The organism is Streptomyces sp. NPDC046866 (genome assembly GCF_040704625.1).
In the GTDB taxonomy this organism is placed as follows: Bacteria; Actinomycetota; Actinomycetes; order Streptomycetales; family Streptomycetaceae; genus Streptomyces.
Genome location: NZ_JBEYXN010000010.1, coordinates 49,861 through 71,167 on the forward strand (window position 1 = coordinate 49,861; position 21,307 = coordinate 71,167).

Here is a 21,307-nt window from a genome sequence, read left to right on the forward strand (position 1 = left end):
GCGCCGGCCCCGGCAGGCGAGCGCTCCCGCTCCCGGGCCGAGGACGTGCTCAAGGTGCACCGGCTCGCCCACTCCGGCGGCTCCGCCGCCCTGCTCCAGTGGCTGGGCGGCCGCCTCGGCGGCTGGACGGGCGTGGTCCCGCTCGACGGCCCGGCCGGCCCGGAACTCGCCGTACGGGGCGCGGCCGAGCTGGCCGCCCGCGGGGTCCGCTCGGCCGTCCTGCACGGCGAGGGCTCGGCGGCGCTGCTGTTCGCGCTGGACGACCACCGCGCCCTGGCCGCCGTACTGGACGTGCCGCACGACCCCGCCGCGCCCGCGCTGCTCGCGGACGCTGCGGCGGCCCTCGCCCTCGCCCTGCGCGCGGAGGAGGCCGAGCGGCGCGAGGAGCGGGCCGAACTCGCCGAGTCCCGGGCCCGCGAGGCCGTCCTGCACCTGCTGATGAACGGCCGGCTCTCCACGGCCCACCAGATCGCCGAGGCGCTGAGCCCCTCGCTGCCCGAGCCGATGCGGATGTACGTCGTCGAGTGCCGGGCCGGGGAGCGCACGGCGGTGACCCGGCTGTGCGAGGAACTGACCGGCGGGCGGGCCTGGGTGGTGCGCTGCCCGGTCTACGTACGCCACCTCATCGCCCTCGTCCCCGCCGACCTGGCGGCCACCTCGGCCGCCCACGACCCGCTGGCCGAGGCGCTGACGGCGGCGGTGCGGGACTGCGTGGCCGGGGTGAGCGGAGAGCTGCGGCTGCGGGAGGCCCCGGCCGCCTACACCCAGGCCTTCCACGCCCTGGCCGTGGCCCGCGGCCGCCGCGAGCGGCACGCCCGCTTCGGCCCCGGACCCGAACCGGAGCTGGCCGCGCACGCCGCGGGGGCCGGCTGGGCCGAGACGGTGCTCGCGCCGCTGCACGCGTACCGGCCCCGGCGGCCCCAGGACCCGGGCGCGCAAGAGCTGCGGGCCACCGCCCACGCCTGGCTGAACTTCTCCTCGCACGCGACCCGGCTGCTGAAGATCCACCGCAACACCCTGGCGACCCGGCTGCGCCTGATCGAGTCGGTGCTCGGCGCGGACCTGGCCCGGCTGCCCGACCAGGCCGCCCTGTCGCTGGCCCTGCGCCTGACCCCGGGCGGCGCCGTCCGCGCGGCCGCGGCCGGACCGGCGGCAGGAGCCGCCGCCGACCCCGCGGCCACGACCGGGACTGCGGCCGAGACCGAGACCGGGACCGGGACCGCCGCCGGTCTGCGGGCCGGGCTCGACGGTGTGCTGCGCCACCCCGACCTGGCGGCCTGGGCGCGCGCCCACCTGGAGCCGCTGACCGGCCCCGACGCCCCGCCGGGGGCCGCGCAGACCGTGCGGGCCTGGCTCCGCCACGACGCCCAGCTGGCCCCGGCGGCCGCGGCCCTCGGCATCTCGGTCCCGGGCGCCCGCAAGCGGCTGATCCGGATCGAGGCCCTGCTCCGGCGCTCGCTGCTGCAGTCGCCGAGCGCCCGCCACGACCTGTGGCTGGCCCACCGGTCGGAGGAGCTCGCCGGTTCCGCCGGGGACACAGCTCCAGAAGCGCCAGATCGGGCGAAAAGTGAATGATCATGCCTGAATGAGGCGTATCAATGTGAAGCGCGTCCTGGTGGGCGAGCCGCTCGACACCGCACGGCTGGGGGAGACCCTGCTGCCCAAGCGGCTCGCGCTGCCGATCTTCTGCAGCGACCCGCTCTCCTCCGTCGCCTACGCCACCGAGGAGATCCTGCTCATCCTCGCCCTCGGCGGGACCGCGCTGCTCCACCTCGCCTGGTACGCGGCCGCCGCGATCGTCTTCCTGCTGATCGTGGTGGTCGCCTCGTACCGGCAGACCTGCTACGCGTATCCGGGCGGCGGCGGGGCGTACGTCGTCAGCTCCGAGAACCTCGGGCAGACCGCCGCACTGACCGCCGCCAGTGCCCTGCTGGTCGACTACGTGCTGACCGTCGCCGTCTCCGTGGTCTCGGGCGTGGCCGCCATCACCTCCGCGATCCCCGCGCTCGGCGACCACCGGGTCGCCCTCTCGGTGTCCTTCGTGGTGCTGCTGATGCTGATGAACCTGCGCGGCGTCCGCGAGTCCGGCCGGGTCTTCGCCGTGCCCACCTACGGCTTCGCCGCCGTCATCTACCTCATGTTCACCGTCGCGGCGGTCCGCCTCGCCACCGGCTCCACCCTCCGCGCCGAGTCCGCCGACCTGCCGCTCACGGCCACCGGCACCTTCGCCGGCCTGGGCCTGGTCCTCCTCGCCATGCGCGCGTTCGCCTCCGGCTGCACCGCCCTCACCGGCGTCGAGGCGATCAGCAACGGCGTGCCCGCCTTCCGCAAGCCCAAGAGCCGCAACGCCGCCACCACCCTCGCCGCGATGGGCGCCCTGTCCGTCACGATGTTCTTCGGCATCACCGTCCTCGCGATGGTGTACCAGGTGCACGTCGCCGCCGACCCCACCGAACTGGGGCTCGCCCCCGGCACCCCGATGTCCACGGCCCTCGCGCAGATCGGCCGCGCCACCTTCGGGGACTGGCACGTCCTGTTCTACCTGCTCCAGGCGGCCACCGCGGGCGTCCTCGTGCTCGCCGCCAACACCGCCTTCAACGGCTTCCCGATGCTCGCCTCGATCCTGGCCAAGGACCGCTACGCGCCGCGCCAGCTCTTCAACCGCGGCGACCGGCTCGTCTACTCCAACGGCATCGTCCTGCTCGCCCTCGCGGCCATCGCCCTTATCGTCGCCTTCGACGCCGAGCTGACCCGCCTCATCCAGCTCTACATCATCGGCGTCTTCGTCTCCTTCACCCTCTCCCAGTCGGGCATGGTCCGGCACTGGCGGCGCGAGCTGGCCTCGCCCGCGACCCCGCGCCGGGAGCGGATCCACATCCACCGCCGGCTCGCCATCAACGCCGTCGGCGCGACGCTCACCGCCCTGGTGCTGGTCATCGTCCTGGTCACCAAGTTCACGCACGGCGCCTGGCTCGTCGTCATCGCCATGCCGCTGCTCTTCCTCGGCATGAAGGGGGTCCGCCGGCACTACGACAGGGTCGCGGCCCAGGTCGCCGTCCCCGCCGGCCTCAGGCCCCGCAAACCCTCCCGCCACCACGTCCTGGTCCTGGTCTCCGCCGTCCAGGCGCCGACGCTGAAGGCCCTCGGCTACGCGCAGGCGCTCCACTCCGACACGCTCACGGCCGTCACCGTCGCCGCCGACGAGGAGGACGCCCGCCGGCTGCGCGGGGCCTGGGCGGAGCACGACCCCGGCGTACCGCTGAAGATCATCCACTCGCCGTACCGCGAGGTGGTCGGGCCGGTGCTCGCCCACATCCAGGAACTGGCCGCCGCCGAGGGCACCGACGTGCTCTCCGTGGTCATTCCCGAGTACATCGTGGGGCGCTGGTGGGAGCAGCCCCTGCACAACCAGATCGCCCTGCGCCTGAAGGCCCGGCTGCTGTTCACCCCGGGCGTCGCGGTGATCGACGTGCCCTACCTGCTGGAGTCGGCCCGGTCCGCCGCCCCGCAGCGGCAGCGCCTGCCCTGAGGATCCGGTGCGGCCGGGCGGCTACGGCTCCCTCGGCACCCCGGACCGGCGGCCGAGCGCCCCCCGACGCGGGACGGCGGCCTCCGGGCCGCGCTCCGCCTCGCCCCCGGTGTGCTGCAGCACCGCCGCGTGGGCCAGCGCCAGCTCCACCACCTGCGCCGGGTCGGACAGCGAGCGGCCGGTGAGCTGCTCCAGCCGCCGCAGCCGGTTCGACACGGTGTTGCGGTGGCAGTACAGCCGCTGCGCGGCCTGGGTCGTCGAGCCCCGGCAGGTCAGCCACGTGCCCAGCGTGGTCAGCAGCACCCGGCCGTCCTCGGCGGGCAGCGCCAGCACCGGGCCGAGCACCACCTGCCGCAGCCGGCCCGCGAGTTCGGCCTGCGCCGCCACCAGCGCCATCGGCAGCCGCTCGTCCAGCAGGGCCGTGTACGGGCCGCCGCCCGGCGTCGGAGCCGTCCGCAGCGCGAGGGCCGCCAGCCACCGCGCCCGCGCCAGATCGCCCGGGCTCTCCACGACCGGGCTGACCCCGGCCCGCACACCGAGCGGGGCCAGCAGGCCGCGTACGGACTCCAGCGGGGCGCGGCCCAGCTCCACCAGCCCGGTCTCGCCGTCCGCACGGATCCGCCACAGCACGCGCGGGCCGGCTCCGGACGGCTCCCCGCCCCGCCCGCAGGCGCTGCCCGAACCGAGCACCACGACCGCGAACCGGCCGCGCTCCGGCAGCCCCAGCCGGGCCGCCGCCTCGGACACGGCCGGGCCGTCGGTCGACCCGCCCCCGTCCAGCAGCCTGTCCAGCAGGGCCGCCCGCCGCTCCCGGTCGCGGTCGCAGCGCGCCGCCTCCGTGCGGCGGTACGCCTCCGCCACCGCGTCCGTCTGCTGGTCCAGCACGTCCCACAGGACGGCCGCCAGCGGCAGCAGCCGGGGCAGCCGCGCCGGATCGTGCGCGGTCACGGCCTCCGTGAGGGTGTGCCACAGCAGCCGCCCGCCGCGGCGGTAGGTGCGCAGCAGCGAGGCGAGCGGCAGCCCCTGCTCGGCGCGGAGGGTGCCGGTGGCCCGGGCGTCGGCGAGCTCCACCGGCAGCCCGCGCGCACTGCGCAGCAGCCCCTCGACCGACTGGCCGAGGTTGCGGTGGATCCGCTCGCGCAGCTCGCCCCGGCCGAGCAGGGCGGCGTACGCGGGGTCCTCGGCCAGCGTCCGGTCGGCGAGCCGGTCCGCCGTCACGGCGATGCGGCGGGACAGGTCCTCTCGTATCTCCTCGATGATCCGCTCCATGAGGGGCAGGGTGACACGGAAGGGGGACCGGTGGGGAGGTCCCGGACGTGCCGCGTCCGCTAGCGTGTCCGAATCACTGCAAGCGGAGTGCCCGCGCGCCGTGCACTCCTCCCACCCGCAAACCCCCGCACCGTCAGGAACCCCCGTATGCGCCAGAACCCGGAGCGCCGCGCCGCGCTGCTCGACGCCGCCATCGACGTGCTGGCGCGCGAGGGGTCACGGGGCCTGACGCTGCGCGCGGTGGACGCGGAGGCCGGCGTGCCGACCGGCACCGCCTCGAACTACTTCGCCAACCGGGCGCAGCTGCTCGTGCAGATCCTGCACCGCACCCGCGAGCGGCTGACCCCCGACCCCGCGGACCTCTCCGGCGACCTGGACACCAAGGAGCTGCTGGCCCGGCTCCTGGAGCGGATGCGGCGCGAACGCAGCGTGCACATCGCGATGCTGGAGCTGCGGCTGGAGGGGATCCGGCGCCCGGAACTCCAGTCAGAGCTGGCCGAGTTCCAGCGCGAGGAGCTGGAGGCGAACATCGCCTGGCACCTGGAGGCGGGCCTGCCCGGAGACCGGCAGGGCGTGGTCCTGCTGTACCTGGCGATGCTCGGCCTGATCGTGGACGACCTGACCGCCCCGGCGATGCTGGACGCCTATCCGACCGAACACCTCATCGACACCATGGTCGAACGCCTGCTCCCGCACTCCCGGCGACCGTGATCAACATTCGTGATCAAAAGGCGACGGGTTCCGGCCACCGAGCCGTGCTGTTCTGTGCATGTTCCCGCGGAAAATGCCAGAAGGCCCTTCCGGGCTGCGGAACTTGAGTAGGTTCCCTCCTGTCGCGCCGTAGACCGTGCACCTCGCACGTCTGGCCGGGAGGGGAGCCCGCGTGCCCGGGATCGACGAATGCCTGCTCGAAGCCATGGCCCTGCCCGGGGCGCGCGGGGCCGCGCTGGTCGACTGGAGCAGCGGACTGGCCCTCGGCACCGCCGGGGAGTCTCCCGTGGGGGACCACGAGACCACCGCCGCCGAGACGGCGGAGCTCGCCCGGGCAGCCGCCGAGTACGAGTCCTTCGCCCAGCCGGCCGCGGAGGTCCCGCCCGACGATCCCGGCGGCCAGCCGGTGGAAGACGTGATCGTCACCACCCGCAGCGGCTACCACGTCCTGCGCTTCGTCGAGACCAGCTTCGACAGCAGCGTCTTCCTCCACCTCTGGCTCGACCGCACCGACGGCAACCTCGCCCTCGCCCGCCACCGACTCCGCGCCCTCGCCGAGGGGCTGGTCCTGAGATGAACACCGCCGCCACCGCCGTCTCCCCCCTGCTCACCCGGCTCGCCGCCGAGCGGGCCACCGGCGCCCTGCTGCGCGACCGCGGCACCCTCTTCCTCGAGGACGGCCGCATCGTGCACGCCGAGAGCCCGGCCACCCCCGGCCTCGACGTCCTCCTCACCACCGGCGGCGGCCTCACGCCCGAACGCTGGCGCGAGGCCGTGGACCGGGCCGGGGCCCGCCGCCAGGTCGCCCGCTTCCTCGTGGACAGCGGCGGCCTGGCCGGGGGCGAGCTGGAGATCTGCCACCTCGCCGCCATCTTCGACGCCGCCTTCTTCGCCCTCTCCCCGGGCAGCGGTCCCTCCCGCTTCCGCCGCGGCGCCACCCACTGGATCGGCTCCGTGCGCTCCGTCCCGGCGGCCGCCGTCGAACGCGAGACCGCCCGCCGCCGGGAGCTGCTGGACGCCGTCTGGCCCTATCCGCAGCTGGACACGGCCCCCGTGGTCCCCCGGGCCGCCGCCCCCGGCCAGACCGTCACGGCCCGCCAGCGGATGCTGCTGGCCCACGCCGACGGCGTACGCACCCCCGCCGACCTGGCCTGGCTCCTGGGGCGGCCCGCCTTCCACACCCTGCTCGACGTCCGGCGCCTCGCCGCGGCCGGACTGGTCGAAACCCCGCACGTGCCCGTCCCGGCGCACGCCGTCACCCCCCTGCCCGACTGGATGACCGAGACCCAATCCCCGGACGTGGCGCTGCTCCGCCGGTTACGCGACGCACTGGAGGCAAGCCTGTGAGGCTCCCGCTGCGACCGGCACTGCGCTCCGAGCGCACCGAGCGCGCCGACCGCGCCGAGCGGAGGCAGCCCGAAAGGAGAAAAGCCGACATGAGCACGGCGATGGTGCCCCCCGAGGCCGAGGCCGAGATACTCGCCGAGCTCCGCCGGCTGCGGGCCCGCGTCCCCCAGCTCAGCGGCGCGCTGGCCGGCAGCTCCGACGGCCTGGTGCTGGCCCAGGACAGCGCCGCCACGGAGGTCGAGGCCGTCGCGGCCCTCACCGCGGCCGCCCTCGGAGTGGCGCAGCGGCTGAGCGACAGCACCGGCCAGGGCGGGTTCCGCGAACTGCTCGTCCGGGGCGAGCACGGCTACGTGGCCACCTACGCGGCGGGCGAAGCCGCCGTCCTGACGCTGATAGCGGAACCCCGGGTCAACGTGGGCCGGCTCCACCTGGAGGCCCGCCGCTCCAGCCTGCGCATAGCCGAACTGATCGACCACACCCTCGGGCGCCGCGGCCCCGGGACCACCGTCCCGCAGGTCTGAGCCCGCATACGACAGCACCCCACGGACACCACCCGTACAGGAAAGAGGAACCCGTCATGGCCACTGTGGAAACCGCCCTCAAGGAAGCCACCACCGTCATCGACGGCGCCCTGGGCGCCGCCCTCGTCGACTACGACAGCGGCATGGCCCTCGGCACCATCGGCGGCGGCAAGGAACTCGACCTCTCCGTGGCCGCGGCCGGCAACACGGACGTGGTCCGCGCCAAGGTCCGCACGATGGAGATGCTGGGGCTGCAGGACGAGATCGAGGACATCCTGATCACCCTGGGCGGCCAGTACCACCTGATCCGGCTGCTGAAGGGCCGGGGGAGCAAGGGCTTCTTCCTCTACCTCGCGCTCGACCGCGGCCGGGCCAACCTGGCCATGGCTCGGCACCAGCTCAAGAAGATCGAGAACGAGCTCGAAGTGTGATCGAACGTTCGGTCGGTCTTTGGCGCCGAGGTGGCGGGCGGCTGAATTCTTTGCCGTCCGTCCCGGCCGACCGTTCCATATGTCCAGGATGGGGGGACTTTATCATCCTGTAACCGAGTAGGATGCTCTCACCTACCTGATCATCCAAAGAGTTTGCACGCTGGAGAACCCGCAACCCATGCCCCCGCGCCTGAGCATCGTCGTCCCCGTCTACAACGTCGAGCTCTATCTCGACGAGTGCCTGGAGTCCATTGCCGCCCAGACGTTCGCCGACTTCGAGTGCATCCTGGTCGACGACGGTTCCACGGACAACAGCGCCGCCATCGCCAAGGCCTTCGCCGCGCGGGACAAGCGCTTCCGGGTGGTCATGCAGGAGAACGCCGGCCTCGGCGCCGCCCGCAACGTCGGCGCCCGCCACCTCTCCGAAGGCAGTGAGTACCTGGCGTTCGTCGACAGCGACGACACCATGCCCGACTACGCCTACGAGCGCCTGATCGCCGCCCTCGACGAAACCGGCTCCGACTTCGCCGGAGGCAACGTCAAGCGCTTCCGCTCCGTCGGCATGCAGCAGTCCTGGGGCCACCGCGCCGCCTTCGCCAAGACGCAGCTGAAGACCCACATCTCGAAGTTCCCGGCGCTGGTCACCGACCGCACCGCATGGAACAAGGTCTACCGCCGCACCTTCTGGGACGAGCACGGCTTCCAGTACCCCGAGGGCATCCTCTACGAGGACGCCCCCGTCAGCATCCCCGCGCACTACTTCGCGTCCAGCGTCGACATCCTCAGCGAGTGCGTCTACCACTGGCGCGTCCGCGAGACCGGCGAGCGCTCGATCACCCAGCGCTCCACCGACCCGGTCTCCGTCATCGACCGCGTCACCTCCATCCGCCTGGTCCGCGAGGCCCTCAAGGGCAAGCAGGGCGCCAAGTACGTCCGCTACCTGCGCGACTACGACCACAACGTGCTGAGCGAGGAGCTCCCGCTCATCTACAAGTACGTCGAGGAGGGCGGCCCCGAGTTCCGTGCCGCGTTCGTCAAGGAGGTCGGCGGCCTGATCCGCGAGATCGGCCCCGAGCCCTGGTCCGGCCTGACCGTCGCCGACCGCCTCAAGGCGTTCCTGGCCAGCGAGGGCCGGGTCGAGGAGTTCATCGCGCTCAACAACCACCAGCGCGACTACTCCTACAGCGTCCCCGTCAAGGGCCTGGCCCGCCCGCAGGCCGACTACCCGTTCCTGCAGGGCCGCCCGCCGGTCCCCGCCAAGCTCCTCACCCTCGGCAACCGCGAGCGCCGCGTCGTCAGCCGCCTGGAGCAGGCCGTCTGGAGCGACGGCAAGCTGCTCCTGCGCGGTTACGCCATCCCCGGCCACCTCGGTGCCGAGAGCCGCCTCGCCTCCCGCAAGATGCTGATCTTCCGCGAGGGGGGCAAGCGCCGCCGCACCGTCGTCAGCGCCCGCACGGTCGCCTCCCCGCAGGCCACCGCGAACGTCGCGCACCTGGCCCTGCGCCACGCCGACTGGGCCGGCTTCACCGCCGTCGTCGACCCCACCGTCTTCCAGTCCGGCGGCACCTGGCGCGACGGCATATGGACCACCTCGGTCGCCGTCACCGGCGCCGGCGGCCTGCACCGCGCCCGCCTCAAGGGCGGCGAGTCCGACAGCGGCCAGAACCCGCCCGCCCACTGGGTCGCCCCCGACGTCCGCATCCTGCCGAACGCCCAGGGTGCGCTCACCATCCAGGTCGAGGTCGTCCGCGCCCGCGCCCTGGACGCCCGCCCGGTCGGCGACGACGCCGTCGAGATCAGCGGCGAGCTCGCCGCCTCCCTCGCCTCCGGCGCCACCCTGCGCCTGGAGCACGTCTCCACCGGCACGGTGCTCACCCTCCCGGTCGAGACCGCCGCCGGCGGCGACCGGATCCCCTTCACCGCCCGCGTGCCGCTCGCCGACCTGGCCGCCGTGCCGGACGCCGAGACCGAGCCCGGGGCCTGGGCCCCCGAGCCGTGGAGCGTCACCGTCACCGCCGCGGACGGCACCGAGCACCGCCTCGCCTACGACGAGCGCGGCGGCTTCACCGGCCTGGTCGTGGCGCTGCCCGGCGACACCCCCGGCCGCACCCTCTACGTCAAGCGCGGCAACACCGGGCACCTGACCCTGTCCGTGCAGCCCTCGCCGCCGCTGGTCGACTCGGTCTCGGCGCAGGACGGCACCGTGACCCTGCGAGGCCGCTTCACCGCACCCACCGACGAGCCGTACGAGCTGGTCTTCCACGACGCGAACGGCATCGAGTTCAGCTACCCCGTCACCCGGGACGGCGACACCTTCGAGGCCTCCTTCGAGCCCGTGTGGCCCGAGTCCTTCGCCGGCCGCACCAGCATCCCCAGCGGCCGCTGGTGGCCCACGCTGCGCCCCGTCTCCCAGGGCGGCACCACGGCCGGCCTGCTCGGGGTCGAGCGCGGCGCCCCGGTCCAGTTCGCCCCCGGCGCCCTGCACGCCGGTCCCGTCGCCCTGACCGTCCTGGGCCGCCGGATGCGCGTCGAGGCCCGCTTCTACGACCGCATGGCGCTCGTCGCCGACTCGATGCTCAGCCTCCACGACCGCTCCCGGTACGCCCAGCGCGTCCTGCGCTTCGAGACGTACCCGGCCCGCCGCGCCCTGCCGGTCAAGGACATCGTCGTCTACGACGTGCACCAGGGCCTCGGCGGCGGCGACTCGCCCCGCGCCATCCACGAGGAGCTGGTGCGCCGCGGCGAGAAGCTCGACCACGTCTGGCTCGTCCGCGACGGCCGCACCGAGGTCCCCTCGACGGCCCGCGCCGTGCAGTACGACAGCGCCGAGTGCTGGGACGTCCTGGCCCGCGCCCGCTACTACGTCGTGAACGACAGCGTGCCGCGGCACTTCCTGCGACGCTCCGGCCAGGTCGTCGTCCAGACCTGGCACGGTACGCCGATCAAGGAGATCGGCCACGACTTCATCCACGACTACTACACGAGCCCGGACGTCCTCGACGGGCTGGAGCACGACAGCGCCCAGTGGACGCTGCTCGCCTCCCCGAGCTCGTACGCCACGCCGATCCTCCAGCGCGCCCTGGGCTACCGCGGCGAGGTCATCGAGTCCGGCGCCCCGCGCGCCGACGCCCTCGTCCGGCCCGACGCCAAGCGGATCGCCGAGGTCAAGCGGCGGCTCGGCCTGCCCGAGGACAAGAAGGTCGTCCTCTACATGCCGACCTGGCGGGAGAACCGCGAGGGCTGGTCCGGCGGCTACAAGCTCGACCTGCAGATCGACCTGGACGCCGCCCGCCGCGAGCTCGGCGAGGACCACGTCCTGCTCGTCCGCGGCCACCACAAGGTGACCGAGCAGGTCCGCGACCGCGTCCGCGACGGCTTCGTCGTCGACGTGAACCGCTGGCCCGACCCGACGGACCTGCTGCTCGTCGCCGACGTGCTGATCACGGACTACTCGGCGGTGATGTTCGACTTCGCGCTCACCGACCGGCCGATCCTGTTCTTCACGTACGACCTGAAGCACTACCTGAGCACGCTGCGCGCCCTCAACATCGACCTGGAGGAGAAGGCGCCCGGCCCGCTGCTGGCGGACTCGGCGAGCCTGATCGAGGCCGTCCGCAACGCCGACGCGCTCGGGGAGCAGTACAAGGACGCGCGTGCCGCGTTCCGCGCCGAGTTCTGCGACCTGGACGACGGCCGCGCCGCCCAGCGCGTCGTCGACCGGATGCTGGAGCAGGGCGCCAAGCCGAAGGCGTAAGCCAGAGGAGTGCAATCCAGGCACATCCGAGACCGGCCCCGGGCCCACCGATGAATTTCGGGCCCGGGGCCGGTCTGTAGTGGAAAGCGATGCGGCGCCCCGCCGGGGCCGCACCCGACCCACCCGCCTGGAGGGCAGTCATGAGCAGCAACGGCTTCACCACGTGCCTGTGGTTCGACGGTGTCGCGGAGGAGGCCGCCGCGTACTACGTGTCGGTGTTCAAGGACGGCCGGATCGGCCGGATCGCCCGCTACACCGACGCGGGGCCCGGCCCGGCCGGCGAGGTGATGGTCGTCGAGTTCGAAATCAACGGCCAGAAGTTCGTCGGCCTCAACGGCGGCCCCCAGTTCACCTTCAACGAGTCGATCTCCTTCCAGATCCACTGCGCGGACGAGGCCGAGGCCGACTACTACTACGACGCGCTGACCAAGGACGGCGGCGAGGAGTCCGCCTGCGGCTGGGTGAAGGACAGGTTCGGCGTGTCCTGGCAGGTCGTCCCGCCCGGCGCGATCGACCTGGTCACCGACGCCGACCCGGGGCGGGCCGCCCGGGCCACCGAGGCGATGATGAAGATGAAGAAGCTGGACGTGGCGCAGATGCGCCGGGCCGCCGACGCGGCCCCGTGACCTGCCGGGCGGCGCCGCAGGGGGCCCGGGTCCGGCGTCCGGCCGGCCCGGTCCCGCGCGGACGTCCCCGGTCCGGTCTCAGCCGCCGGCGATCCCGGCCAGCAGCTTCGGCAGGGCGGTTCCGATCGGCTCGCGGATCACCTCGTCGGCCAGGGCGTCGTACGGGGTCTCCTCCGCGTTGACGATGATCAGCCGGGCCCCCGCCTCGGCGGCCATCCCGGCCAGCGAGGCCGCGGGCTGCACCTGCAGCGTCGACCCGACCGCGATGAAGACGTCGCAGCCCTTGGCGATGGCCACGGCCTGCGCCAGCACCTCGGGGTCGAGGTGCTGGCCGAACATCACGGTCGCCGTCTTCAGGATTCCGCCGCAGGACAGACAGGCGGGATCCGGATCCCCGGCCGCAAGCCGGTCCAGCGCCTCCTCCATGGCCGTGCGCGCCCCGCAGGCCGTGCACACCACGGCCCGCGCGGTGCCGTGCAGCTCCAACACCTTGCGCTCCGGGACTCCGGCGAGCTGGTGCAGTCCGTCCACGTTCTGCGTGATCACCCGCACCGGCACGCCGCTGCGCTCCAGCTCTGCCACGGCCAGATGCGCGGCATTCGGCCCCGCCGCCAGCGCCCCGATCTCGGCACGCATCCGCCAGGAGCGGCGCCGGATCTCCGGATCGGCCATGTAGTACTGGTACGTCACGAGCTTCTCGGCGTCGGGCTCCCGGCGCCACAACCCCTGCGGTCCCCGGTAGTCAGGGATCCCGGAGTCGGTGGACATCCCGGCCCCACTGAACACTGCGACAAGCGGCTTACCCATGCCCCGACCCTACGGAGCGCGGGCAGGGGACCGCGACCGGATTTGCCGTGTGCCCGCGGACGGCCCGGCGCCGTTCCTGCGGTGAATCCCGCCCTCCACAGGAGTGAGATCCGGCCTCCACCCCTGCCCGCGGCGCCGCCCGGCGGTTACACATCCCCCATGGACCTCTCGCCGTACCGCCTCGGCGCCGCGCTGCTGACCCTGCTCCTGCTGCCGGCCCCGACCACCGCCCTCGCCGATCCGGCCCCGGTGCCCGCCCGGCACCGGCACAGCGCCGCCGAGATCAGCGACTTCCTCACGTCCTTCTACGGCCACCACGGCCCCTCCGAGCGCGACCGCGAGCAGAAGGTGTCGCAGCAGCTCAAGGACCGACAGGTGCAGAGCCGGTACATGGACGTGCTGCTCTGTGCCAGCGGTGAGCCGCAGGACATCGTCGTCGGCCCGGTCACCGTGGCCCAGTCCGCGAAGGTCGGCTGGGCGACCGTCACGACCCACTGGAGCGCGGAGGAGACCGACACGTTCACCGTCTACGTCCGCCTCGACTCCCGCCCGATCAAGATCGACGATGTGATCTGCGCCGGCTGACCCCCCCGGAGCGCGGATCCCAGCCGACTCCGCAGTGCGGGCGCGCCGTTCGGGCGTGGCCGGGGACTTCCCGGGCGCCTGCGGGTCCCTCGGTGCGTCTGGTACAACACGGGACATGACGGGATTCGAGATCGGCGGTGCGAGCGCCGCGGACATGGAACTGATCCGCACCTGGGCCGACGAGGAGGGCTGGAACCCGGGCGACTCCGACCGGTTCGCCTTCGCCGTCGCCGACCCGGCCGGCTTCCTCGTCGGCCGGATCGACGGGGAGCCGGTGGGGTGCATCTCCGCCGTGCGGTACGGGTCCGGCTTCGGGTTCATCGGCTTCTACATCGTCCGCCCGGAATTCCGCGGCCAGGGGTACGGGATCCAGCTCTGGCACGCCGGGATGAAGCGCCTCGACGGGAGGCTGATCGGCCTCGACGGGGTGGTCGACCAGCAGGACAACTACCGCCGGTCCGGGTTCCGTTCGGCGTGGAACAACGTCCGCCACGAGGGCCGCCCGCGGCGCGACGGCGCAGCCGGGGGTACGGGCGGGGGCGGGGGCGGGGGCGCGGGCGCCGGGGTGGAGGTGGTCGACGCCGCCACGCTGCCCTTCGGGATGCTCGCCGCGTACGACCGCCGGTTCTTCCCCGAGGCCCGCGACGCCTTCCTGTCGGCCTGGACCGCCCTGCCGGGCCGCACCGCGCTCGCGGCCGTGCGGGACGGGCGGATCGAGGGGCTCGGGGTGGTCCGGCCGAGCAGCGGGGCCTCCCGGATCGGCCCGCTGTACGCGCAGAGCCCGCAGATCGCCGCCGCCCTGCTGCACCGGCTCGCGGAGCACACCCCGGACGGCGTGGTCGCCGTGGACGTGCCCGACACCCACACCGTGGCCACCGAACTGCTGACCGGACTGGGGCTGGTCCCGACCTTCGAGGCGGCCCGCATGTACACCGGCCCGGCCCCGCAGCTGGAGCTGTCCGGGCTGTACGGCGTCACCAGCCTGGAACTCGGCTGAAGGGCCCGGCCCTGACGCGGGGCCGGGCACGCCACGGCCGCCGCCGGGGTCCGGACGGCGGTCGCACGGCGCCGCCCGGACCCCGCCGCGCGCGCGGCCGGTCAGACGCGGCCGGTCAGAAGCGGAAGAGGGCGCCGCTCGCGTGCCGCAGGCCGCAGGGGTTGCCGAAGGTGTACGAGTAGCTGAGGCGGCGGCCCTGCCAGACGCCCTCGGCGGTCACCGTCATCGGGTTCCACTCCCGGGTGCAGTCGACGCCCGGACCGGGCTGGGCGCTCACGTCCAGCCGCGTCGCGTGCGCCCGCAGGTCGGCGCAGGCGGCCGCCGGGGACGGATGGGTGCCGCCGGGGGCGGGCGCACAGACCAGGGTGACCGCGCGCATCACCCGGTCCTGCGCGGGGTTCTCGCCGGCGGTGATGCTGAGGACGATCGCCGAGGGCGCGTACAGGCTCTCCGTACCGGCCGGCGCGGCGTCGGCGGCTCCCGGCCAGGCCAGCGCGCTGAGCGCGGTGAGCGTCATGGCGGCGGAACCGAGGCCGAGACTCCGTGCGATGGACCGCATTTCGAACTCCCTTTGGGGTGGTTGCTTCGGATAGCGGACAGGAGTCTTGCCGAACGAAGCCGTGAACGCCCGTTCGGACCGTGATTTTCCGTCACCGTTCGTGAGCGGATGTATGCAGTCCGCAGTGGGGTGGGTGCAGTTGACCTGTGCCGACGCGCTGCCGCGAATCGGCCGAACACAGGCGCTGAAACCTTTGGCGCGGTCCCGCGCAGCCCCGGTCCGACGCAGCGCGGCGCCGGTCCGGGGCCGAGGGCCCGCCTACTGGGTCGCGTGTGCGTGCGGGGCGTACAGGTCGAGCAGCCGGGAGCGGGTCTGCTGCAGGCGCAGCGCGAGGACGCGCCCGACCCAGTGCCCGATGGCCGAGCCGAAGGCGGGGTCGGCGTCCATGAGCATCCGTACGGCGGTCGCGTCGAACTCGTAGCTGCGCACCGGCGTCATCGCCTCCGCGCTCAGCTGCCACACGTACGGCGGGAACAGCCAGGACCAGCCCACCAGCTCGCCGGTGCCGAGGTTCTCCACGGAAGCCGGCCGCCGCAGGCCCGGGACCGGGAGCTGGAGGGTCACCGTGCCGGAGCGCACGATCCAGAAGGACTCCGCCGGGGAGCCCTCGTCGAAGATGCGGGCGCCCTCGGGGAAGTTGACCTCGCGGGCCCGGTCCATCAGCCGGGCGCGGTGCTCCGCGGACAGGACCGCGGCGATGCGGACGGGGGAAGGTGTGCTCACGACGGCCTCCGATCACGGCCCCCCGCTACCCCCAGTGTGGCCGACCCCGGGCACATCCGGGTGAGGCCGCGCCCGCCGGCCCGGCCGCAGCCGGTCACTCCTCGGCATTGGCCTCCAGGCAGGCCAGCTCCATCGCATCGAGGACCGCCTCGTGGCTGCGCCGGCTGAGCTCGGCCACGTTCTCGATCTGGGCCGTGGCCCAGGCGGCCAGCGTCATCGCCAGCACCCGCAGCCCGTCCGTGCCGTGCTCGGCCAGGATCGCGTCGGCCACGAGCATCGCCTCCTCCGGCACCCGCTCCGGCGGCTCCAGCCCGGCGAGGGCGCGGAGCATGACGAGGGTGCGGCGGGAGATCTCCGGCGTGATCCTCGCCAGCCGCAGGTCTTCTTCTTCGTCCATCCGCCCCGCCCTCCGATGCCTCGCCCGTCCCCTGAGGGCACGGTAGAGGCCGGAGGCAGCGAGCGGGGCCGTTTCGGCGGGCCGGCTCCGCGCGAAACGCCCGTCCCGTGGGTTCCCTGATTGCCGACCGGCCGGTAACTTGGCCGCCGCAGTCGCCCGGACCGGGCGGCCCGGACCCGGCGGGAGACCGATGAAGAGCCTCGTGCGAGCGGTGTCGGCCGTCCTCCTGCTGCTGGGGGGCGCCCTGCCGGCAGCAGCCGCGCAGTCGGGCGCCCCGCCGGCCGCCCCGGCCGCCGCCGCGGAGGACTGGACGCCGCCGCTGGCCACCCGGGGCCGCTGGATCGTCGACGCCCACGGCAACCGGTTCCGCCTGCGCTCCGGAAACTGGGACGGCGCCCAGGGCTCCTGGACCGGCTCCGGCGACCGCACCGACCCCGCCGCGCACCACGCCGGCCAGGACTCCCACGGCATCCCGCTCGGCCTGGACCGGGTCGCGCTGCCCACGCTGCTCGCGGACTTCCGCGCCCTCGGCCTCAACAGCATCCGGCTGCCCTTCTCCAACGAGATGCTCCGCAGCACCGCCCCCGTCCCGGACGCGGCCGTGGCCGCCAACCCGGCGCTGCGCGGCCGGACCCCGCTCCAGGTCTACGACGCGGTCGTCGCCGCGCTCACCGACGCCGGCTTCGCGGTCATCCTCAACAACCACACCGTCACCACCCGCTGGTGCTGCGGCCTCGACGGCAACGAGCGGTGGAACAGCGGCCGCACCACCGCCCAGTGGGCCGACGACTGGGTGTCCGTGGCCCGCCGCTACCGCGACAACCCGCGCGTGGTCGGCGCCGACCTCTACAACGAGGTCCGCCGCGACACCTTCGACGACCCCAACTGGGGCCTGGGCGACGGCCACGACTGGCAGGCCGCCGCCCAGGAGGCCGCCGACCGCATCCTCACCGAGGCCAACCCGGACCTGCTGATCGTCGTCGAGGGGATCAACTGGACCGGAATCCCCGCGGACGGCCTCCCGCACGGCCGCCCGGTCCTCACCCCCGTCCGCACCCTCTCCCACACCCTCGTGGTTTCGCACAAGCTCGTCTACTCCGCCCACTTCTACGGCTACACCGGCCCCCGGCACAGCGGTGCCACCGGCATCGGCGAGACCCACGACCCCCGCTACCAGGACCTCACCCGCGCCGAGCTCGAGCAGGCCCTGTACGACCAGGCCTTCTTCGTCGCCGCCGAATCCGGTACGCACTTCACCGCACCCGTATGGATCAGCGAGTTCGGCATCGGCGCCGACGAGGGCGCCGCCCGCCCGCGGGCCTGGTTCGACAACCTCACCGCGTACCTGGCCGCCTCCGACGCCGACTTCGCGTACTGGCCGCTCGTCGGCTGGAGCACCACCGCCCAGGGCGCCCCGGGCGGCGACACCTGGGCCCTGCTCCGCTACGACGCCGCCGGCCGCCGCTCCGGCGTCCTCGACGCGGCCGACTGGCGCACCCCGCAGTGGACCGGCCTCGCCGCAGCCGCCGGGCGCACCGGGCCCGTGCCCGCCACCCCGTCCTCGTACCAGCTGAGCACCGACCACCGCGACCACAGCGCCTCGCTGCTCACCCGGGCTGGCGGCGACTGGGATAGCGGCGCCCGCAAGGCGGTCTGCCCCGACGGCGCCCGCCTGGCCGGCCTCTCGCACACCGGCGGCCGCGGCCTGTGCGCCGACGCGGACCTGCGCGCCGCGGCCGGCGGCGCCACCGTGGTCCGCGACGAGGCGTACGTCCCGCCCGGCGGCGACTGGGCCACCGGGTACACCAAGCTCCAGTGCCCGCAGGGCGGGTTCCTGATCGGATACAGCCTGCGCGGCGAGCGGGTCTCGGCGGCCCTGTGCGCCCCGGCCCGTACGGCCCTGCCCGCGGCCCCCGGCCGGACGGTCTGGTTCGACCGCGGGGACAACCGCCCGCAGGGCGCCTCCGGCGGTGACTTCGCGTACGGCCGCTACAAGGGCCAGTGCCCGGCGGGGGAGTACGCCGCGGGCATCGCCTTCACGACCCGCTTCGCCGCCCGCCCCTCGCCGGCGGCCCTCCTGTGCCGGCCCCTGCCGGCCGGCTGAGCCGCCGCCCGCGCGGGCCGGCCGATTTCGCATCCGATACGCCAAGTCCGGTGACCGGATGCGCGAGGCGCCCTAGGGTGCCGGTACACGCGGCCGGGGCCTGGCGTACGCCCGGTCCCGGCCACCACCGCAGCACACACTGGGGGGTTCATGCGGAGATCCATGCGGAGAGCCGTGCGGGCGTCCGGAGGGGCCGCGGCCCCGGTCGCCCTGTCCTTGTCCCTGTCCCTCTCCTTCTCCCTGGCCGCGGCCGGCGCGGGCGTCGGGCTCGGGCTCGCCGGGCCGGCGGCGGCCGTCACCCCGCCGGTGGCCTTCACCGCCGACGCGCTGCCCACCTGGCAGCCCAACGGGGTCGTCTGGGCGCTGGCCGAGGCCGGCGGCACCGTCTTCGCCGGCGGGACCTTCTCCGCCGTACGGCCCCCGGAGGGCTCCGCCGGCGCCGACCGGCCGGCGGTGAACTTCGCGGCCCTCGACGCCGCGACGGGCACCCCGACCTCCTGCACGCTCTCCTTCACCGTCACGAGCGGCACCGCCACCGTCCGGGCCCTCGCCGTCTCGCCCGACAAGAAGACCCTCTACGCAGGCGGCTACTTCGGCGCCGTCAACGGCACCCCGGTCTCCAGCCTCGCCGCCGTCGACGTCGCGACCTGCACGGTGAAGCCGTCCTTCCGGCCGGCGTTCGCCGCCACCGTCAGGGCCCTGGCCGTCACCGGCGACACCGTCTACGCCGGCGGCGACTTCCTGACCGTCTCCGGACAGCCGCGCCTGCGCTTCGCCGCCGTCGCCGCGTCCGACGGCGCCCTGAAGCCCTTCCGGGCCGATGCCGACGAGCCCGGCCGCGCCGTCGAGCTCACCCCCGACGGGGCCCACCTCGCCCTCGGCGGCGACTTCTTCACCGTCAACGGCGCCGACACCCACGCGCTGGCCGTGGTCGACGCCGCCACCGGCGCCCTGACCAAGGCCTACCCGGGCTTCATACCGACCAACTCCGTGGTCAAGGACCTCGCAGCCGACGCGAACGGCATCTACACCGCCAACGAGGGCACCGGCGGCGGCGTCTTCGACGGCCGGATCGCCCTGCACCCCGCCGACTTCACCCAGCGCTGGCGCGACACCTGCCTCGGCGCCACCCAGGCCGTGCTGCCGTACCGGGACGTGCTCTACAGCGCCTCCCACGCGCACGACTGCTCCAGCGTCGGGGAGTTCCCCGACGGCCAGCGCCACCACCTGCTCGCCCAGCCGACCGGCGGCACCGGCAAGCTGGGCTGGGCCCCCGACACCAACGACGGCATCGGCGAGGGCATCGGCCCACGCGTGATGACGGTCGGCTCCGGCGGCGGCGTGCCGTACCTGTGGGTCGGCGGCGAGTTCACCACCGTCAACGGCGCCGCCCAGCAGAGCCTGACCCGCTTCGCGTCCACCGGCGACACCGGCGCCCCCACCGTCCCGCTCGCGAGCGCGGCGAGCTTCCGGCCCGGCGAGGTCCAGGTGCGCTGGCGCACCGGCCTCGACCTGGACGACAGCACGCTGACCTACCGCATCTACCGGGGCGGCGCCGCCGCGCCCGTCGCCACGGTCACCGCCGACTCGCTGTTCTTCCGGCGCCCGCAGGCCTCCTGGACGGACACCGCCGTCACGGCCGGCCAGACGTACACGTACCGGGTGACCGCGACCGATGCGGCCGGCAACACCAGCGCCCTCTCGGCGCCCGCGAGCGTCACCGTCCCGAGCTCGGCCGAGGCCTACGCCGGCCAGGTCCGCGCCGACGGGGCCCAGCTGTACTGGCGCTACGACGACACGGTCCTGCCGTACGCCGCCGACTCCTCGGCCGGCGGCAACCAGAACGGCGTCCACCTGGGAGCCCCGGCCCTGCGCCAGGCGCCCGCCGCGGTCGGCGGGGCGAGCACGGCCATCGGCTTCAACGGCACCGACACCCAGGTGTACGGGGACCGCCGCCAGACGGTCGGCAGCAGCTACTCCCTCGAGACCTGGTTCAGGACCGGCACCACCCGCGGAGGCAAACTCCTCGGCTTCGGTAACAACCAGTCCCGCGGCAGCAACCAGTACGACAAGCACCTCTACATGACCGACGACGGGCGGCTCGTCTTCGGCGTCTACACCGGAGCCACCCGCACCGTCACCACCGGCGCCGGCTACAACGACAACAGGTGGCACCACGTCGTCGCCACCCAGGGCCCCGGCGGCATGGCCCTGTACGTCGACGGCGTCCGCAAGGGCACCCTCGACGTCACCGCCCACGAGAACTACTCGGGCTACTGGCACGCAGGCGGCGACAGCCTCGGCGGCTGGCCCGACCGCCCGACCAGCGAGTACTGGGCCGGCCGGCTCGACGAGACCGCCGTCTACCCCACCGTCCTGAGCGCGGCGCAGGTCCAGAACCACTACGCCCTGGCCACCGCACCCGCCGACTCGGTGGTCCGGGTCACGGCCGCCGAGGACACCTACGCCAACGCCGGCGCCCCCGACGGCAACTTCGGCGCCTCCGGTTCCCTGGCCGTCCGCGGCACCCCGCTGTACACGAGCTACCTGCGCTTCGACCTGCCCGCCGCGCCCGCGGGCACCGTACTGAAGTCGGCCGCCCTCAGCGTGAAGACCAGCACCATGAGCGGCGCCGGCACGGCCGACACGGTCTCGGTCCTCCCCGTCACCGGCGCCTGGGCGGAAGGGGCCGTCACCTACAACAACCGGCCGGCGCTCGGCCCCTCCGCGATCGGCGGCTACCCGGGCATCCCGGACGGCTCGGCGGTCCACACCACCGCGCTGTCCACGTCCGCCGTGGCCGCAGCCCTCGGCACCGGCTACGGGCTCGCCCTCACCGGCAGCGGGACCGACGCCCTGTGGCTGTGGTCCTCGGAGGCGCAGGCGAACGAGGGGACGCCGCAGCTCACGCTCACCTTCGGCGCCCCCTAGCGGCAGCACCGGCAGC

18 protein-coding genes are annotated in these 21,307 nt (G+C 74.2%); 13 read left to right on the forward strand and 5 right to left on the reverse strand.

The window, feature by feature from the left end:
• Positions 1 to 45: 45 nt before the first annotated feature.
• Positions 46 to 1,575, forward strand: coding sequence for a helix-turn-helix domain-containing protein (locus AB0953_RS17110; protein ID WP_366860278.1), 1,530 nt, complete (start codon positions 46 to 48; stop codon positions 1,573 to 1,575).
• 10 nt (positions 1,576 to 1,585) lie between these two features.
• The gene (locus AB0953_RS17115) at positions 1,586 to 3,529 is read left to right on the forward strand and encodes an APC family permease (RefSeq protein ID WP_366860279.1); all 1,944 of its coding nucleotides are present in this window, start codon (positions 1,586 to 1,588) and stop codon (positions 3,527 to 3,529) included.
• Positions 3,530 to 3,550: 21 nt separating this feature from the next.
• Here AB0953_RS17115 and AB0953_RS17120 read toward each other — a convergent pair whose 3' ends face one another.
• Positions 3,551 to 4,798, reverse strand: coding sequence for a helix-turn-helix domain-containing protein (locus AB0953_RS17120; protein WP_366860280.1), 1,248 nt, complete (start codon positions 4,796 to 4,798; stop codon positions 3,551 to 3,553).
• Positions 4,799 to 4,945: 147 nt separating this feature from the next.
• Here AB0953_RS17120 and AB0953_RS17125 point away from each other — a divergent pair, with 147 nt between their 5' ends.
• The 7 genes from AB0953_RS17125 to AB0953_RS17155 all read left to right on the forward strand — a co-directional run bounded on the left by AB0953_RS17125 (position 4,946) and on the right by AB0953_RS17155 (position 12,188).
• Positions 4,946 to 5,509 (forward strand): TetR family transcriptional regulator, encoded by a 564-nt coding sequence (locus AB0953_RS17125; protein ID WP_366860281.1) that lies wholly within the window; start codon positions 4,946 to 4,948, stop codon positions 5,507 to 5,509.
• Positions 5,510 to 5,681: 172 nt separating this feature from the next.
• Entirely contained in the window at positions 5,682 to 6,086 is a 405-nt protein-coding gene (locus AB0953_RS17130; protein WP_366860282.1) for a hypothetical protein, read from the forward strand.
• A complete protein-coding gene (locus AB0953_RS17135; RefSeq protein WP_366860283.1) occupies positions 6,083 to 6,856 on the forward strand; it encodes a transcriptional regulator in 774 nt (257 codons plus the stop codon). Before AB0953_RS17130 ends, AB0953_RS17135 begins: the two co-directional genes overlap by 4 nt.
• A gap of 89 nt (positions 6,857 to 6,945) precedes the next feature.
• On the forward strand, positions 6,946 to 7,377 hold the full coding sequence (locus tag AB0953_RS17140) for a roadblock/LC7 domain-containing protein (protein WP_366860284.1): 432 nt from the start codon (positions 6,946 to 6,948) through the stop codon (positions 7,375 to 7,377).
• Between the two features lie 56 nt (positions 7,378 to 7,433).
• A complete protein-coding gene (locus AB0953_RS17145) occupies positions 7,434 to 7,808 on the forward strand; it encodes a hypothetical protein (RefSeq protein ID WP_366860285.1) in 375 nt (124 codons plus the stop codon).
• A gap of 178 nt (positions 7,809 to 7,986) precedes the next feature.
• Complete coding sequence (locus AB0953_RS17150; RefSeq protein ID WP_366860286.1) at positions 7,987 to 11,562, forward strand: bifunctional glycosyltransferase family 2 protein/CDP-glycerol:glycerophosphate glycerophosphotransferase; 3,576 nt, start codon at positions 7,987 to 7,989, stop codon at positions 11,560 to 11,562.
• Between the two features lie 140 nt (positions 11,563 to 11,702).
• Positions 11,703 to 12,188, forward strand: coding sequence for a VOC family protein (locus AB0953_RS17155; RefSeq protein ID WP_366860287.1), 486 nt, complete (start codon positions 11,703 to 11,705; stop codon positions 12,186 to 12,188).
• Positions 12,189 to 12,266: 78 nt separating this feature from the next.
• Here the strand turns inward: AB0953_RS17155 and AB0953_RS17160 are convergent, their stop codons facing one another.
• Positions 12,267 to 12,995 carry a Sir2 family NAD-dependent protein deacetylase gene (locus tag AB0953_RS17160; protein ID WP_366860288.1) on the reverse strand — a complete coding sequence of 243 codons (729 nt, stop codon included), beginning with the start codon at positions 12,993 to 12,995 and terminating at the stop codon, positions 12,267 to 12,269.
• A gap of 159 nt (positions 12,996 to 13,154) precedes the next feature.
• Between AB0953_RS17160 and AB0953_RS17165 the strand changes: the two genes are divergently transcribed.
• Both AB0953_RS17165 and AB0953_RS17170 read left to right on the forward strand, forming a co-directional pair.
• Positions 13,155 to 13,580, forward strand: coding sequence for a hypothetical protein (locus tag AB0953_RS17165; protein WP_366860289.1), 426 nt, complete (start codon positions 13,155 to 13,157; stop codon positions 13,578 to 13,580).
• A 115-nt stretch (positions 13,581 to 13,695) separates the two neighbouring features.
• Positions 13,696 to 14,577 carry a GNAT family N-acetyltransferase gene (locus AB0953_RS17170; protein WP_366860290.1) on the forward strand — a complete coding sequence of 294 codons (882 nt, stop codon included), beginning with the start codon at positions 13,696 to 13,698 and terminating at the stop codon, positions 14,575 to 14,577.
• A 115-nt stretch (positions 14,578 to 14,692) separates the two neighbouring features.
• Here AB0953_RS17170 and AB0953_RS17175 read toward each other — a convergent pair whose 3' ends face one another.
• The 3 genes from AB0953_RS17175 to AB0953_RS17185 all read right to left on the reverse strand — a co-directional run bounded on the left by AB0953_RS17175 (position 14,693) and on the right by AB0953_RS17185 (position 16,256).
• Positions 14,693 to 15,136: a subtilase-type protease inhibitor gene (locus tag AB0953_RS17175; RefSeq protein WP_366860291.1), complete on the reverse strand. Its 444-nt coding sequence runs from the start codon at positions 15,134 to 15,136 to the stop codon at positions 14,693 to 14,695.
• Positions 15,137 to 15,394: 258 nt separating this feature from the next.
• A complete protein-coding gene (locus AB0953_RS17180) occupies positions 15,395 to 15,859 on the reverse strand; it encodes a cyclic nucleotide-binding domain-containing protein (RefSeq protein WP_366860292.1) in 465 nt (154 codons plus the stop codon).
• Positions 15,860 to 15,953: 94 nt separating this feature from the next.
• Entirely contained in the window at positions 15,954 to 16,256 is a 303-nt protein-coding gene (locus AB0953_RS17185) for a hypothetical protein (RefSeq protein ID WP_366860293.1), read from the reverse strand.
• A 190-nt stretch (positions 16,257 to 16,446) separates the two neighbouring features.
• On the opposite strand from AB0953_RS17185, the gene AB0953_RS17190 reads away from it, so the two are divergent.
• Positions 16,447 to 18,360, forward strand: a complete 1,914-nt coding sequence (locus AB0953_RS17190; protein WP_366860294.1) for a cellulase family glycosylhydrolase — start codon at positions 16,447 to 16,449, stop codon at positions 18,358 to 18,360.
• A 162-nt stretch (positions 18,361 to 18,522) separates the two neighbouring features.
• Entirely contained in the window at positions 18,523 to 21,291 is a 2,769-nt protein-coding gene (locus tag AB0953_RS17195; protein ID WP_366860295.1) for a DNRLRE domain-containing protein, read from the forward strand.
• Positions 21,292 to 21,307 lie beyond the last annotated feature (16 nt).

Excerpts from the sequence above, each read along its gene's own strand:
- AB0953_RS17115 (WP_366860279.1), top strand. The coding sequence starts at position 1,586 with ATGAGGCGTATCAATGTGAAGCGCGTCCTGGTGGGCGAGCCGCTCGAC.
- AB0953_RS17120 (WP_366860280.1), bottom strand. The coding sequence starts at position 4,798 with ATGGAGCGGATCATCGAGGAGATACGAGAGGACCTGTCCCGCCGCATC.
- AB0953_RS17125 (WP_366860281.1), top strand. The coding sequence starts at position 4,946 with ATGCGCCAGAACCCGGAGCGCCGCGCCGCGCTGCTCGACGCCGCCATC.
- AB0953_RS17135 (WP_366860283.1), top strand. The coding sequence starts at position 6,083 with ATGAACACCGCCGCCACCGCCGTCTCCCCCCTGCTCACCCGGCTCGCC.
- AB0953_RS17140 (WP_366860284.1), top strand. The coding sequence starts at position 6,946 with ATGAGCACGGCGATGGTGCCCCCCGAGGCCGAGGCCGAGATACTCGCC.
- AB0953_RS17145 (WP_366860285.1), top strand. The coding sequence starts at position 7,434 with ATGGCCACTGTGGAAACCGCCCTCAAGGAAGCCACCACCGTCATCGAC.
- AB0953_RS17150 (WP_366860286.1), top strand. The coding sequence starts at position 7,987 with ATGCCCCCGCGCCTGAGCATCGTCGTCCCCGTCTACAACGTCGAGCTC.
- AB0953_RS17155 (WP_366860287.1), top strand. The coding sequence starts at position 11,703 with ATGAGCAGCAACGGCTTCACCACGTGCCTGTGGTTCGACGGTGTCGCG.
- AB0953_RS17160 (WP_366860288.1), bottom strand. The coding sequence starts at position 12,995 with ATGGGTAAGCCGCTTGTCGCAGTGTTCAGTGGGGCCGGGATGTCCACC.
- AB0953_RS17165 (WP_366860289.1), top strand. The coding sequence starts at position 13,155 with ATGGACCTCTCGCCGTACCGCCTCGGCGCCGCGCTGCTGACCCTGCTC.
- AB0953_RS17170 (WP_366860290.1), top strand. The coding sequence starts at position 13,696 with ATGACGGGATTCGAGATCGGCGGTGCGAGCGCCGCGGACATGGAACTG.
- AB0953_RS17175 (WP_366860291.1), bottom strand. The coding sequence starts at position 15,136 with ATGCGGTCCATCGCACGGAGTCTCGGCCTCGGTTCCGCCGCCATGACG.
- AB0953_RS17185 (WP_366860293.1), bottom strand. The coding sequence starts at position 16,256 with ATGGACGAAGAAGAAGACCTGCGGCTGGCGAGGATCACGCCGGAGATC.
- AB0953_RS17190 (WP_366860294.1), top strand. The coding sequence starts at position 16,447 with ATGAAGAGCCTCGTGCGAGCGGTGTCGGCCGTCCTCCTGCTGCTGGGG.
- AB0953_RS17195 (WP_366860295.1), top strand. The coding sequence starts at position 18,523 with ATGCGGAGAGCCGTGCGGGCGTCCGGAGGGGCCGCGGCCCCGGTCGCC.